This is a genomic window from Streptomyces sp. Je 1-79, assembly GCF_025195125.1.
Lineage (GTDB): Bacteria > Actinomycetota > Actinomycetes > Streptomycetales > Streptomycetaceae > Streptomyces.
On the sequence record NZ_JAMGSL010000001.1, the window covers coordinates 245063 to 259731 of the forward strand.

Here is a 14669-nt window from a genome sequence, read left to right on the forward strand (position 1 = left end):
CCGGCTCTGACGATGCGGTCAGACCTGCCCGAGGACCGCCGTGACGGCCTTCCTCAGCGCCGTGTCGGGATCGGCCGACCCCTTCGGGGAGCGCCACGCGACGAACCCGTCGGGACGGACGAGCACCGCACCGTCCGCGGTGATGCCGTGGAGCTCCGCCCAGTCCAGACCGCTCTCGGGGGACAGCTCCGCGTCGGGCCCGTCGCCGATCCGGTACGAGACCAGCGGCAGGGACAGCTCGCGCGCGACGCGTGTCGCCGCCGCGTGCCATGCGTCGGAGTCCCCTTCGGAACTCAGGAGCACGAGGGTCCGCTCGTACAGGTCGAGACTGGAGACCCGGTCACCGGCGCGGTCCAGCCACATGTGAGGCGCGCGGCTCCCCGGCTCGCCCGTCAGGCGCAGACCGTCGGGCACGACAGGAATCGCCTGGTCGGCGCCCTGGACCGCGCCCTGCGGATAGCGGTACCCCAGCGCCACGTTGAGGATGCCGCCCTTCCGCCCCCCGGGGCCCCCGGCCCCGGAATCGGGGGCGTACCCCGGGTGGCTGTGCTCGACCGAACGCGACGAGGCGCGGGCACTCGTCGCCTCCGCGACCGGACGGCGCTCCGCGTCGTAGGTCGCGAGCAGGCGCGGGCCGGCCCATCCGTCCAGTACGGCCGCCAGCTTCCAGGCGAGGTTGTGGGCGTCCTGGATACCGGTGTTGGAGCCGAACGCCCCGGTGGGCGGCATCTCGTGCGCGGCGTCACCGACGAGGAACACCCGGCCGTCCGCGTACCGTTCGGCGACCCGCTGGGCGGCGTGCCACGGCGCCCTGCCGGTGATCTCCACGTCCAGATCGGGCACGCCCACGGCCCGCCGGATGTGTTCCCTGCACCGCTCGTCGGTGAACTCCTCCAGCGTCTCGCCGTGCTCGGGGTGCCAGGGGGCGTGGAACACCCAGTGCTCCTCGTTGTCGACCGGCAGCAGCGCCCCGTCGGCCTCCGGGTTCGTCAGGTAGCAGACGACGAAACGCCGGTCACCGACGACGCCGGCGAGACCGCGGGAGACGAACGTGACGCTCACGTTGTGGAACAGGTCGCCCGGGCCGGTCTGCCCGATGCCGAGCTGTTCGCGGATCGGGCTGCGCGGACCGTCCGCCGCGACGAGGTAGTCCGCGCGGATGGTGACGTGCTCGCCCGTGTCGCGGCTCTTGACCCGCGCGGTCACCCCTTCGGGGGTCTGCTCGAAGGACATCAGCTCCGTCGAGAAACGCAGGTCCCCGCCCAGCTCACGGGCGCTCTCCATCAGCACCGGTTCGAGATCGTTCTGGCTGCACAGGCACCATCCGGCCGGACTGAGACGGGCGAGTCCGCCGCCGGGGTCGATCTCCTTGAACAGCCATTCGCCGGCATCGCCGACCAGGCTCGGCGTCTGCAGGATGCCGTTGTTCCGCGCCAACACGGACGCGGCCTCCTGGATGCGCTCCTGCACCCCGGCCCCCCGGAACAGCTCCATGGTGCGCACGTTGTTGCCGCGCCCCCGTGGATGGACCGAGGTGGCCGCGTGGCGCTCGACGAGGGTGTGCGGCACGCCGAGACGCCCCAGGAACAGCGACGTGGACAGGCCCACCAGTGAGCCGCCGACGATGAGGACGGGCGTGCGGTGAACGACCTCGCCGGCGTCTTCGGATCGGTTCATTGAATGCCTCCAGCGCCGCCTGCGACGCGAGTCAGGGGTGGGAAGCAGATTCATGCCCTCCGAGGACCGGTGCGCGCGCCCGGAGCACCCGATTGACGCGCGGTTCACTCGTCCTGACGCGCGGTTCACTCGTCCGCCCCGTGGGGCTCGCGTGGATCGAGGTGCCCGTCGACGATCGGCTCATGACGACCCCGGCGCCCTCCTCGGGCACGGCGGTCCCTCCCGACCCTCCGTGAAGAGAGAAGAGGTGCGTCGCATGACCAGCTCGGGACGCATATCGCAGTCGGCGTTCGACGGCTCCAGGCTGCGGGTGATCCTGCTCCTCGACCTGTACGAAGGAGCCCAGGAGCAGTTCCTGGACGCGTACGAACTCATGCGCAAGCAGGTCGCCTCCGTCCCCGGACACATCAGCGACCAGCTCTGCCAGTCCATCGAGAACCCCTCGCAGTGGCTCATCACCAGCGAGTGGGAGAGCGCTCCGCCGTTCCTCGCCTGGGTGAACAGCGAGGAGCACGTCGAGACCGTCCGGCCCATGCACAGCTGCGTCCGGGACACCCGGTCGATGCGCTACAGCATCGTCCGCGAGACCGGCCCCCGTCAGCAGGCCACCCCGGACACGACGTCGAAGGGCGTCCAGGTCGCGGCCCGCGTCGGTGACGGCGTGGCACGCCACGCCCTCACCTTCACCGTCAAGCCCGGCTCCGAGTCGAAGGTCGCGGAGCTGCTCGCCGGGTACCAGTCGCCCAAGGCCCAGGTCGACGAGAACACCCGGCTGCGCCGCACCTCGCTCTTCATGCACGGCAACCGCGTCGTGCGAGCGGTGGAAGTGGAGGGCGACCTCCTCGCGGCCCTGCGCCACGTCGCCCGTCAGCCCGAGGTACGAGCGGTCGAGGAGGCCATCAACCCGTACCTGGAGCAGGACCGGGACCTGACCGACCCCGAATCGGCGCGCGTCTTCTTCACCCGGGCGGCGCTCCCGGCCGTGCACCACGTGGTGTCCGGACGGCCCGCCCCCGACGGACTGCGGCGCCACGCGCTGTACTACCCGGCGAAGGAAGGCCGCGGGATGGACCTGGCCAAGCTGCTCGCCCAGCAGGACGAGGCGGCGGCGGACGACCCGGACAGCCCGGTGTGGGGCAGCACCGTCTTCCAGCGCGACGACATCGTGGTGCGTCTCGTCGACATCACGGGCGACCTCGACGCCGACCCCGTCGCGTCCCTCGGCCTCAAGGGCCCCCGCAAGGCGGCGGTCCTCGCGCGCCTCCTCGACGGTGCCGCGATCGGAGTCGAGGGACCCCTCGACAACGACCGCAACATCAACCGGCTCCTGTCGCACGCCGACATGCTGCCCGTCACCGACCGCAGCTCGGCGGACTCCTGACGTTCGGCCGCGGCCCCCAAGGGCCGCGGCCCTCCCCCCGCACGTCACTGCCACACTCGGAGGTAACAACCATGCTCAAGCAGCGTCCTCGCATCGTGTCCCTGAGCGAGACGGAACCCAACCGCAGGCGCGGAGGTGACCTGCGGGCCATGCTCACGCCGGCCACCGTGGGTTCCACCAGCGGCTTCATGGGCCTGGCCATCGTCCAGCCCGGCGAGCGCATCGGTGAGCACTACCACCCGTACTCCGAGGAGTTCGTGTACGTCGTCCAGGGCGCGCTCGAAGTCGACCTGGACGGTGACACGTACACACTCCAGCCCGACCACGGGCTCCTGATCCCCATCGACGTGCGGCACCGCTTCCGCAACGTCGGCGACGTGGAGGCCCGCATGGTCTTCCACCTGGGCCCGCTCGCCCCGCGTCCGAGCCTCGGCCACGTCGACACCGAGGTCACCGACGAGGCCGAGCTCGCCGCGGCGGGCCCGCACCTGACCGTGCACGACCCGGGACAGGTGTCCGAGCGAAGCGGGGCCATCGAGTGACCCGGCGAGTGGCCGTCACCGGTATCGGTGTGGTCGCTCCGGGCGGCACCGGAGCGAAGGCGTTCTGGGACCTCCTCGCCGCCGGCCGTACCGCGACCCGCGGCATCACCCTCTTCGACCCGGCCGGCCTGCGCTCACGCATAGCCGCCGAGTGCGACTTCGACCCGACGGCCCACGGCCTGGACCCGGAGCTGAGCCGGCACGCCGACCGGTACATCCAGTTCGCCGTCGTCGCCGCCGGAGAAGCCGTGAGCGACTCCGGACTCGACACCGACGCCGAGGACCCCTGGCGCGTCGCCGTCTCCCTGGGCAGCGCGGTCGGCGGCACCACCCGGCTCGAACACGACTACGTCCTGGTCAGCGAGGGCGGACGGCGGTGGGACGTGGACCACCGCGCGGCCGACCCCAAGCTGCACATGGCGTTCTCGCCGAGCACGCTCGCCTCCGTCGTGGCCGAACAGTTCGGCGCCCGCGGCCCGGTGCAGACCGTCTCCACCGGATGCACCTCCGGCCTCGACGCCGTCGGCTACGCCTTCCACACCATCGAGGAAGGCCGGGCGGACGTCTGCATCGCCGGGGCGTCGGACTCCCCGATATCCCCGATCACCATGGCCTGCTTCGACGCCATCAAGGCCACCTCCCCCGACAACGACGACCCGGAGCACGCCTCCAGGCCCTTCGACAACAACCGCAACGGTTTCGTCATGGGCGAAGGAGCGGCGGTCCTCGTCCTGGAGGAGTACGAGCACGCCAGGGCCCGCGGTGCGCACATCTACTGCGAGATCGGCGGCTACGCCACCTTCGGCAACGCGTACCACATGACCGGACTGACCGGCGAGGGACTGGAGATGTCCCGGGCGATCGACTCCACGCTCGACCAGGCCCGGCTCGACCCCACGCTGATCGACTACGTCAACGCGCACGGCTCGGGCACCCGGCAGAACGACCGGCACGAGACCGCCGCCGTGAAGCGGTCGCTGGGCGCACACGCCTACGACACGCCCATGAGCTCCATCAAGTCCATGGTGGGGCACTCGCTCGGCGCGATCGGCGCGATCGAGGTGGCCGCCTGCGTCCTCGCGCTGAAGCACCAGGTGGTACCTCCGACGGCGAACTACGAGACCCCCGACCCCGAGTGCGACCTGGACTACGTGCCGCGCACCGCCCGCCCCCGGAAGCTCAGGAACGTGCTCTCCGTGGGCAGCGGATTCGGCGGCTTCCAGTCCGCGGTGCTCCTGACGGGGCCGGGTGGGAGGACACGATGAGCACTGAACGCCCACGGCGCGCGGTCGTCACCGGGATCGGTGTGATCGCCCCCAACGGACTGCGTGCCGACGCGTACTGGAAGTCCGTCCGGGAAGGGCTCGGCGTACTGGACCGCATCACCCGTGAGGGGTGCGAGGACATGCCCCTCAAGGTCGCGGGCGAGGTCCGGGGCTTCGACGCCGCCGCCCTGATCGAGGAGCGGTTCCTCGTCCAGACCGACCGGTTCAGCCACTACGCCATGGCCGCGGCCCAACTCGCCCTCGACGAGGCCGGCCTCGCCCGTGACGACCCGGAGGAGCCCTTCTCGATCGGCGTGGTCACCGCTGCCGGTTCCGGCGGCGGCGAGTTCGGCCAGCGGGAGCTCCAGAAGCTCTGGGGCCAGGGATCCAAGTTCGTCGGCCCGTACCAGTCCATCGCCTGGTTCTACGCCGCGAGCACCGGCCAGATCTCCATCCGGAGCGGGTTCAAGGGACCGTGCGGAGTGGTCGCGAGCGACGAGGCCGGCGGCCTTGACGGCATCGCCCACGCCGCGCGGGCCGTACGACGCGGAACGGGCGCGGTGATCGTCGGCGCCGCGGAGGCGCCCCTCGCCCCGTACTCGATGGTGTGCCAGCTCGGATACCCGGAGCTCAGCACCGTCGAGGACCCGGACCGCGCCTACCGGCCCTTCACCGCCGGCGCCTGCGGCTTCGTCCCCGCGGAGGGCGGCGCGATGCTCGTCGTGGAGGACGAGTCCCGGGCCCGCGACCGGGGAGCGGCCGTCCGGGCCGTCGTGGCCGGCCACGGCGCCACGTTCACCGGCGCCTCCCGATGGGAGGAGTCCCGGGAGGGGCTCGCCCGCGCCATCCGCGTCGCCCTCGACGAGGCCGCCTGCGCCCCCGAGGAGATCGACGTCGTCTTCGCCGACGCCCTGGGCGTACCGGAGGCGGACCGCGCCGAGGCGCTGGCCATCGCCGACGCCCTCGGAGCGCACGCCACCCGCGTACCCGTCACGGCGCCCAAGACGGGCATCGGCCGCGCCTATTGCGGGGCGCCCGTCCTGGACACCGCCGCCGCGGTCTTCGCGATGGAACACGGCGTGGTGCCCCCCACCCCCAACGTGTTCGACATCTGCCACGACCTCGATCTGGTGATGTCCCGCGCTCGCCCCGCCGAGCTGCGCACGGCCCTCGTCCTCAGCCGGGGACTCATGGGATCCAACGCGGCGCTCGTCGTGCGCCGCGGCGACGACTCCGCCCGGTAGGACCGGGCGGGAAGGAGAGCACACATGATCACCACCGCACTGACCTTCGACGAACTCGCCGCGCTGATGAAGCAGGCGGCCGGGGTGACCGTCGACGCCCGGGAGCTGGAGAAGGCCCCGGACGCGCCGTTCACCACCCTCGGCCTCGACTCGCTCGGCCTGCTCGGCATCGTCGGCGAGCTGGAGAACCGGTACAGCGTGTCGCTGCCCACCGACGCCGAGCGCTGCAAGACGCCGGCCGAGTTCCTCGGCCTGGTCAACAGCGCCCTCAAGACGGGAGTCTGACGTGTCCGGTCACACCGACAACAGCGTCACCATCGACGCCCCGCTCGACCTCGTCTGGGACATCACCAACGACATCGAGAACTGGCCCAACCTCTTCAGCGAGTACGCCGCGCTGGAGGTGCTCTCCCGCGAGGGCGACTCGACGACCTTCCGCCTGACCATGCACCCGGACGACAACGGCAAGGTCTGGAGCTGGGTGTCGGAGCGCACCGTCGACCGCCCCGGGCGGACCGTCCGCGCCCGCCGCGTCGAGACCGGCCCGTTCGACCACATGAACATCCGGTGGGAGTACGAGGAGACGCCGGCCGGCGTCCACATGCGCTGGGTGCAGGACTTCGCGATGAAGCCCGATGCTCCGGTCGACGACGACTGGATGACCGACAACATCAACCGCAACTCCCGCACGCAGATGGCCCTCATCCGGGACCGCATCGAGCAGGTCGCCCGCGACCGCCGGAGCGCCTCGGTCCTGCCCGGCTGACCGAACCAGGCCGCACACGCGCCCACGCGCACACGCGCCTGCCCGGACATCCGCACACCCGCACACCCCAGGAAGGACGCTCGATGCACCACGCTCTGATCGTCGCCCGCATGGCGCCCGATTCGGCGCCGGCGATCGCCGACGTGTTCGCCGCCTCCGACCGCGGCGAACTCCCGCACCTGGTCGGCGTCACCCGGCGTCGCCTCTTCCAGTTCGGCGACGTGTACCTGCACCTCATCGAGGCGGACCAGGACCCGGCGCCGGCCATCGCGAAGCTGACCGGGCACCCGGAGTTCCGGGACGCCAGCGAGAAACTGTCGGCGTACGTCAGCGCGTACGACCCGAAGACGTGGCGCAGCCCCAAGGACGCCATGGCGCAGTGCTTCTACCGCTGGGAGCGGGACGCAGGCTCCTGATCTCCCTAGCGCACGCACGACAGAGAAACCCGAGGCCGCCCGCCCCGCGAACGACGCGGAGCGGGCGGCCTCGGGTTTTCCTCCTTCGCCCCGTCAGGCGGGAACGGTGCACTCGAAGGCGTGGAGGTACGCGTTGACCGGGCGGATCTCGCCGATGACGAGCCCCGCGTCCGTCAGCCGGTCGACCATGCTCTGCCGGGTGTGCTTCGCACCGCCGACATTGAGGAGCAGCAGCAGGTCCATGGCCGTCGTGAACCTCATCGAGGGCGTGTCGTCGACGAGGTTCTCGATCACGACGACCCGGGCGCCCGGGCGGGCAGCCCTGCGGACGTTGGCGAGCGCCCTGCGGGTGCTGTCGTCGTCCCACTCCAGGATGTTCTTGATGATGTACACGTCCGCCTGGACCGGGATGTCCTCACGGCAGTCGCCGGCCACGACACGGACCCGGGAGCCGAGCGCGCCGCCGTCCCGCAGGCGCGGATCGGCGTTCTCCACCACCCCGGGCAGGTCGAGCAGCGTGCCGTTCAGGGCGGGGTGCCGCTCCAGCAGACTCGCCAGGACGTGCCCCTGACCGCCTCCGATGTCCGCGACCGAGGAGGCCCCCCGCAGATCGAGCAGGTCGGCGACGTCCTGGGCCGACTGGCGGCTCGACGTCGTCATGGCCCGGTTGAACACGTACGCGGACTCGGGCGCCTCCTCGTTGAGGTAGGTGAAGAACTCCTTCTCGTACACGTCCTCGAAGACGTTACGGCCCGAGCGCACGGCCTCGTCGAGCTTCGGCCACACGTCCCAGGTCCACGGCTCCGTGCACCACAGGGCGATGTACCGCAGGCTGTGCGGATCGTCCTCCCGCAGCAGCCGGGACATCTCGGTGTGGGCGAACGTGCCGTCGGGGTGCTCCGTGAAGACACCCTGGCAGGACAGCGCGCGCAGCAGCCGCCGCAGCGTCCGCGGCTGGGCCTTCACCGCGGCCGCCAGGTCCTCGACGGTCATGGGCGTGTCGGCCAGGGCGTCCGCCACACCGAGGCGGACGGCCGCGCGTACGGCGGCGGCCTGCGCCGCCCCGAACACGAGCTCCCTGAGCCGCATGGGCGGCGGAGGAGCCGGGTCGACAGTGGGGGGAACCGGATCAACAGTCGTCATCTGTCGCCTTGTCTGTGCTGTGGTGCCGTGGGTGGGGGAGCGGAGCCGACCGTCAGCACATGCCCGCGGGCTCCGAGACCCCGCAGGTGTTGCCACGGAAGGTGTTGCCCTTGCCGGTGTCCCGGTTGGCGAGGTCGGCCGAGCCGTTGCGGAGGACGACGTTGTCGCGGATCTCGTTGCGCTCGTTGAGGGCGCCGACGAAGCTCTTGAAGAGCACGATGCCGCCCGACAGCGGCGAGGTGCCGACGTTGTCGACGATCCTGTTCTCCGCCACCAGCGTCTCCTCGGCGCCGGTGAGGACGATTCCCGAGCCCTGGAGGAACGGCAGTCGGGGGGTCTTGGGGCAGTGCTTGTTGTTGGCGTGGATGTTGTTCCGGCGCAGGCTCATCGCCCCGGCCCGTGGAGTGGACTCGTCGCCGACCACGAAGACGGCGGCGCAGTTCCCGGTCGCCTCGTTGCGCTCGACGGTGAGGTTCCGCAGGCGCCGCACGGTGACGCCGATCCGGTTGCCGGACATCCGGTTGTGACGGATCACCGTCCCCTTGGCGTCGACGGCTCCGGCCTCGGTGTCGGTGGTGTTGGAGACGAACAGTCCGGCGTCGGCGTTGTCCCGGGCGACGTTGCGGGTCAGCACGCTGCGTACCGACCGCTCCAGGGCGATGCCCCAGTTGCCGTTCTTCTCGGCGGTCACCCGGTGGACCTTCAGCCGGTCGGTCCGCGACGCCCACAGGCCGTTCTTGGTGAAGTTCCTGAGCGTCAGCGAGCGTACGGTGACGCCCTCGACGGGACGGCTGTCCGTGCCGGTCACGCAGATGCCGTGGCCGGCCTTGGCGCACGTGTCGTCGGCGGCGGCCTTGCCGGGCACGAGGACGGTGGGGAAGACGGTCGAGCCCCGCAGGGTCACGTTCGACGTGGTGATGCGGACGCTCTCCCGGTAGGTACCGGGGGAGAGGACGACCGTGTCCCCGGGCCTCGCGGCGTCCACTGCTTGCTGGATCGACTGGCCGGGCTTGACCCGGTGCACGGTCCGATGGCCGGCCGTCGGAGCGGCGGCCCCCATACCCGAGACCACGAGGGTCACGGTGCATGCCAGGTAGGCAATCTGTCGTTTGGTCATATGGCGAAGTTATGAGCGGGCCTTCCGCCCCGCCACCGCTGATCACCCGGGTGGGCTGACCGCTGCGCCGAACGTCGACCGAGTCGGTGAACCGGGCGAGGAGCCGCGGCCGAGGCCTCCCGCCGAGGCGCGGGGGAGGGCTGCCCCGCGGCGCCATCAGACTTGCCGTCACATGACCAGGCGCGACGGTCGCGAGCCCGCATGATCCACAAGACACCCCCGACGACAGGGCCTAGCCCGTTCGCCCCCTGGGCGCGGTTGTTCTCGCCGCGTCCTGCTCGCGACCGTGACCTGCGGTGACGGGTCCTGAGCAGACGATCAAGAGCCCGACCGGGCGACACCCGCGCACGCCGCTCGCGTTGCGGTGACCAGGGACCGGCGTTTGCCTCGTGCACGGAGCACAGCACAGGCGCCGCGCAGTCACGCCGGCCGAGAACTGCTCCGTCGGAGGAGAAAACCATGCGTCTCGCACGTACCGGCCTACAGGTCGCCCTGATCGTCGGCGCCCTCACCCTGTCCGCCCCTCTGGCCGTGGCCGCCGAAGGGGATGCCGCCGCAGCCGGTGAGGCCGCGGCCAACGTACGCATCACCCCGTGGAAGGTGTCCCCGGGCACCACGGTCACCGTCAGCACCACCGCCTGCGGCAAGGAGACCTACGGCAAGGGCGAGTCGGAGGTGGCCGGACCGTTCCACCTCTTCGAGGGCGACCGGAAGGGCGTCCTGGTGGGTGAGTTCAAGGTCCCGGCCGAGGCCGCCTCCGGCACGGACACCGTGACCCTCAAGTGCCCGCCGCGGATCAAGCTGACCTCCACGTACCAGATCGCCGGCCGCCCGAACGGCCCGGTCGACGCCGGCTTCGGAGGCTCGGCGGACTCGGACACCTCGCTCGGTCTCGGCTGGCTGCTGGTGGGCGGAGCCGTCGCGGGCGGAGTGATCAGGATGCGTCGGCGCGCCACGGCCCGCGGGACCGCGGCCTGACCGTCCACCCGCCCCGTACGCCCGTCCCCCGGCCCCGCGAGGTCGGGGGACGGCGACGTTCCGGCACCGAACAGAGGCACCGACAGCATGAGGAACGACTCCAGGACGGGGATCACCACCGGCCGGGCGCGCCGCACCCCGTCGTTCAAGGCGCTCGCGTGGACCGCGCTCGCCGGCACTCTGCTGCTCGCCAACGCGCAGCGCGAGGACGACCCCCCGCCGCCCGTGCCGCGGGCCCGGGAGTCCGTCGCGTCGCCGGCTTCGGGAGGCGCCCCGGACGGCCGCGCCCCGGACGGCCGCGCCCCGGACGGCCGCGCCCCGGACGGCCGCGCCCCGGACGGCCGCGCCCCGGCCCGGAGCGGCGCGGAGCCGATGCCGGCGTCGGACCCGGTACGGATCCGGATCCCGGCCATCAAGGTCGACGCCTTCCTGATGCGCCTGGAACTCGACGCGGAAGGGGCGCTCCAGCCGCCGCCCGCGACGGCACCCGCCCTCGCCGGCTGGTACGCGGACGGCACGCGGCCCGGCTCGCGGGGAACGGCCGTCCTGGCCGGCCACCTGGACACCCCCGCCGGGCCCGCCGTCTTCCACCAGCTCGGTGCCCTGACGCGGGGAGCCGAGATCGCGGTCGATCGACAGGACGGCCGCACGGCCCTGTTCACGGTCGACGCGGTGGAGGAGCACCAGAAGGGCCGGTTTCCCTCCGCCAAGGTCTACGGCGACTCCGGCCGCCCGGAACTGCGGCTGATCACCTGCGGCGGCGGCTGGTCCAGCAGCACCGGCTACCAGGCCAACACCGTCGTCTACGCCACCCTGACCGCGGCGAGGTGACGCGGCTACGCCCGGCTGGTCGAGTACGTGCGCGGGGCCTCGGGCGGGACCGAGGCGCAGGTCCAGCAGTTCTTCGCGGTCGGCATGGGCTGAACATCCCGCGCCCCCCGGGCCCGGCCGTCAGGCCTGGGCCCGGGGGTCACTGCTTCCGCTCGCCCGGCCTGAACGGCCCGCTCTCGGGCGCCACGCATCGCTCGACGACGGTCTGCCCGCCGGCGGCCGAACCCTCCACGCAGAGCCGGCCGCCGTCGACGCGCAGGTCGAGGAAGAACCGTGTGGTCGTGCCGGACCGCTCCATGCCGTGGATGCGGCCGTTGTTGTAGCCGAGGGCGTTCAGGATCTTCCTGACCGTGTCGGGGGTGGGCTCGGCCAGGTCCATGAGGGCATGGGTGATGCGCTCTTCGTGGAGGTTGCTCGCGCACCAGTCGCGAGCGCTCAGCTCCACCTCCGGCCCCGCCGTCGGTGCGATGGGCGTGACCGGGGCATCCGTCGAGGGGGTGTCGCTCGCCCCCGGGGGCGCCGGCAGCGGCTCCGGCGGCGGCGGAAGCGGCCGGTCGCCCGTGGGGCAGGGCTCGGCGACGGTCTTCCACATCGCGGTGAACGCGGCTTCTCCGTCGACGTCGCGGGGAGCCTCGGTCCGCTGCGCACCGACGGCGGCGGGCTTGGCGTCCGATCCGGCGGCATCCGCTCCCACGGTGCCGCAGCCGCTGACCGCCAGCGCGGCGAGGGCCGTCGCGGCGAGGGCGAGCCGCGAACGGCGGCGCGAGGAGCGGGAGTCCGCGGTGGTCAGGGCGGGGTGTGGTGTCATGCGTAGAGCCTGCGGCCAGGCGTTTCGCGGCACATGAGTACACGTACTCAACAAGATCGGGCCCGGCGCCCCGGGCCCGTGCGCACAGCCGCCCTAGGCATCCCAGTCCCAGGCGCCGAAGTACGCCGTCGTGCCGGTGTGGCGGGCGTCCATCACGGTCGTGAGCCGGGCGAAGTCCTGAGTCGGCATGAGCGGCCGCCACTCCGCCAGGGCCAGCGTGCGGACCTCGTCGTGCTCGTCCGGGGCCAGCCGGATGTCCGCCAGCTGGCGGGCGGAGAGCCGCCCGCCGTCGAAGACGAACCCGGCCGTGGCATACGGCCACTCGGCTCCCGGCCCGCAGGTGCACGGGGTGGTCGTGCTCGTCGGTGAAGAACACCGAACCGAAGACGGTCGCCTTCGGCAGGGTCTCGGCGTACTCCTCGGGCGGGAGCCATGTGCCGCTCACGCCGCCTCCCAGGCCGGCAGCCGGTGCCGTTCGCTCCCGGGCGTCATGAGGCTCCCTCAGGGGTGGAGGCGCCCTGCGGCGTCTCGTCGGTGCGCTGCTGGAGGTCCCACAGGGTGCGGAACAGGCCCGGTTCCCTGGTGAGTTGTTCGTACGTGCCCTCCTGGACGATACGGCCCCGGTCGAGGACCACGATCCGGTCCGCGACGGCGACGTTGGTGAGCCGGTGCGTGATCAGCAGGACCGCCCGGTCCTTGGCCAGCTCCCGCAGCCCACTGAAGACACGGTGCTCGGCGCGGGCGTCGAGCGCCGCCGTGGGCTCGTCCATCACCAGCAGGGACGCCTGCCGGTGGAACGCCCTCGTCAGGACCACCCGCTGCCACTGGCCCCCGGACAGCTGCTGGCCGCCGAACCACTCCGCGGTCAGCAGGGTGTTCAGGCCGGACCGCAGACCGGGCAGGATGTCGGTCGCACCGGACGCCTCGCACGCGGCGAGCACGGCGGCGTCGCTCGTGTCGCCCTGCCCGAAGGTGATGTTGTCCCGCATCGTCAGGGGCAGATACGTGTACTTCTGCGGGACCAGGCCGACGTGCTTCCACGCGTCCCAGGGATCCAGCTCGGCCGTGGTCGAGTGGTTCCACGCCACCGCACCCGAAGTCGGCAGCAACAGTCCGCAGATCAGCCTCGACAGGGTGGTCTTGCCCGAGCCGTTCTCCCCGACCAGAGCCACGATCTCGCCGCGCTTCACATGGAGGGACACCCCACTCAGGCTGTCGGTCGACGCCCCGTCGTAGCGGTAGCCGATGTCACGGACCTCGAACCGGTCCGGCGGCGCCGGCAGCCTGTCGGTGCCGCGCGAGGCCGCCATGGCCTGACCGTGCGCGTTGTCGAGGAACTTCTGCCAGTCCTGCACGTACCACCCCGTACGCACCAGACGGGCCCCGCCGTTGATGATGCCGCGCACGGATCCGGTCGCCGTCTGGAGGGCGAACACCGCGCTGCCGCCCGCCGCGAGGTCCATGCGGCCGGTGGCCAGGAGCCACAGGAGCGCTGCCCAGACCGTCGCCGACGCGACCCCGCCGACGGCGGCGCCGGCCAGCCCCATCCACGCGCCGGTGTCCGCGGCCCCGCGCTCCGCGGCGCTGACCGAGGCGGCGAGCCCGCGGTACCGGGTGACGAGGAACGGCCCGGCCAGACAGGCGCGCATCTCCTCGCTGGACTCCGTGAACGCCATGTGCCAGCGCAGCTTGTGCAGCATGCGGCGGCGCCCCGAGGTCTCCAGACCCGCCATGTACAGCACGCGGGCCGCCCGTACGTACGCGGCGGCCTGCGGCAGACAGGCCAGGAGCAGCAGAGGGAGCAGGGCCGGGTGCAGGACGGCCAGAACCGTCGCTCCGGCGGCCAGGGTCGCGGTGGCCGCCAGCACGTTCTGCGCTTCGTCGACGAGGTCCGGGGTGACCTGCGCGCCGCGGTCGGCGATGTCGTAGAAGTCGTTGTACCCGGGCTTGTTGTTCGCCGCGAGTTCGGCGCCGAGCGCGGCCTCGATCATCGTGAGCTCCGCGGCCCGGCCCAGCACCGGGCGCAGCCTCCCGGTCAGCCACGTCACCGTGACCCCCAGCAGAGCGCGCAGCCCTGCCGCCGCGGCGATGACCGCCAGCTGCGGAGCCGCCTCCCGCAGCCGGTCGGCGATGTCGCCCGGGGCGATGAGCGCGGTGATGGTCCCCGTGACGGCGAGCAGGCCCAGGGCGGCGAGTACGCCGGTGCCGACCTGGCAGGCGAGAAGACCCGCCGTCGCCACCCGGTCCACCCGCCAGGCCATCCTGAGGGACCGCAGGACCAGCGCGGGCAGGCGGCGCGCCATCGTGGCGGTCGTCATCTGCGCACCGGCCTTGAGCCTGGACTCGTCCCGGAACAGGAACTCCTCGTCCGGTGCGTCTGCGTGCGGCTCTTCTTGCGTGATGGCCGAGGTCAACGGGGCCCCCTTGGCGGTCGCGGCTGGGTCGTCAGGCTCAACGACCCCGCCGCGATTTCGAACGCCTGTTTTTCGGACGGACCGCGA

At 72.1% G+C, this 14669-nt stretch carries 14 protein-coding genes; 9 read left to right on the forward strand and 5 right to left on the reverse strand.

Annotated features, from left to right (window positions below; all coding sequences use genetic code 11):
* Positions 1–18 precede the first annotated feature (18 nt).
* Positions 19–1677 (reverse strand): FAD-dependent monooxygenase, encoded by a 1659-nt coding sequence (locus M5362_RS00990; RefSeq protein ID WP_260225279.1) that lies wholly within the window; start codon positions 1675–1677, stop codon positions 19–21.
* A 256-nt stretch (positions 1678–1933) separates the two neighbouring features.
* Between M5362_RS00990 and M5362_RS00995 the strand changes: the two genes are divergently transcribed.
* The 7 genes from M5362_RS00995 (at position 1934) to M5362_RS01025 (ending at position 7291) form a co-directional block, all read left to right on the forward strand.
* Positions 1934–3058 carry a SchA/CurD-like domain-containing protein gene (locus M5362_RS00995; RefSeq protein WP_260225280.1) on the forward strand — a complete coding sequence of 375 codons (1125 nt, stop codon included), beginning with the start codon at positions 1934–1936 and terminating at the stop codon, positions 3056–3058.
* A 71-nt stretch (positions 3059–3129) separates the two neighbouring features.
* Positions 3130–3600 (forward strand): cupin domain-containing protein, encoded by a 471-nt coding sequence (locus M5362_RS01000; RefSeq protein WP_260225281.1) that lies wholly within the window; start codon positions 3130–3132, stop codon positions 3598–3600.
* Positions 3597–4865, forward strand: a complete 1269-nt coding sequence (locus M5362_RS01005) for a beta-ketoacyl synthase (protein WP_260225282.1) — start codon at positions 3597–3599, stop codon at positions 4863–4865. The genes M5362_RS01000 and M5362_RS01005 overlap by 4 nt, the downstream gene beginning before the upstream one ends.
* Positions 4862–6109, forward strand: a complete 1248-nt coding sequence (locus tag M5362_RS01010; protein ID WP_260225283.1) for a ketosynthase chain-length factor — start codon at positions 4862–4864, stop codon at positions 6107–6109. The genes M5362_RS01005 and M5362_RS01010 overlap by 4 nt, the downstream gene beginning before the upstream one ends.
* A gap of 24 nt (positions 6110–6133) precedes the next feature.
* A complete protein-coding gene (locus M5362_RS01015) occupies positions 6134–6394 on the forward strand; it encodes a phosphopantetheine-binding protein (RefSeq protein ID WP_260225284.1) in 261 nt (86 codons plus the stop codon).
* Between the two features lies 1 nt (position 6395).
* Positions 6396–6875, forward strand: coding sequence for an SRPBCC family protein (locus M5362_RS01020; RefSeq protein WP_260225285.1), 480 nt, complete (start codon positions 6396–6398; stop codon positions 6873–6875).
* Between the two features lie 83 nt (positions 6876–6958).
* Positions 6959–7291, forward strand: a complete 333-nt coding sequence (locus M5362_RS01025; RefSeq protein WP_260225286.1) for a TcmI family type II polyketide cyclase — start codon at positions 6959–6961, stop codon at positions 7289–7291.
* Between the two features lie 93 nt (positions 7292–7384).
* Here M5362_RS01025 and M5362_RS01030 read toward each other — a convergent pair whose 3' ends face one another.
* Entirely contained in the window at positions 7385–8434 is a 1050-nt protein-coding gene (locus M5362_RS01030; protein WP_260225287.1) for a methyltransferase, read from the reverse strand.
* 52 nt (positions 8435–8486) lie between these two features.
* On the reverse strand, positions 8487–9551 hold the full coding sequence (locus tag M5362_RS01035; RefSeq protein WP_260225288.1) for a nitrous oxide reductase family maturation protein NosD: 1065 nt from the start codon (positions 9549–9551) through the stop codon (positions 8487–8489).
* A 459-nt stretch (positions 9552–10010) separates the two neighbouring features.
* On the opposite strand from M5362_RS01035, the gene M5362_RS01040 reads away from it, so the two are divergent.
* Positions 10011–10529: a sortase gene (locus M5362_RS01040; protein WP_260225289.1), complete on the forward strand. Its 519-nt coding sequence runs from the start codon at positions 10011–10013 to the stop codon at positions 10527–10529.
* Between the two features lie 87 nt (positions 10530–10616).
* Positions 10617–11360, forward strand: a complete 744-nt coding sequence (locus M5362_RS01045) for a class F sortase (protein ID WP_260225290.1) — start codon at positions 10617–10619, stop codon at positions 11358–11360.
* 139 nt (positions 11361–11499) lie between these two features.
* On the opposite strand, the gene M5362_RS01050 is transcribed toward M5362_RS01045, so the two are convergent.
* Together M5362_RS01050 and M5362_RS01055 are read right to left on the reverse strand one after the other, a co-directional pair.
* Positions 11500–12168, reverse strand: a complete 669-nt coding sequence (locus M5362_RS01050) for a hypothetical protein (RefSeq protein ID WP_260225291.1) — start codon at positions 12166–12168, stop codon at positions 11500–11502.
* 488 nt (positions 12169–12656) lie between these two features.
* Positions 12657–14582, reverse strand: a complete 1926-nt coding sequence (locus tag M5362_RS01055) for an ABC transporter ATP-binding protein (protein ID WP_260225292.1) — start codon at positions 14580–14582, stop codon at positions 12657–12659.
* Positions 14583–14669: the final 87 nt, after the last annotated feature.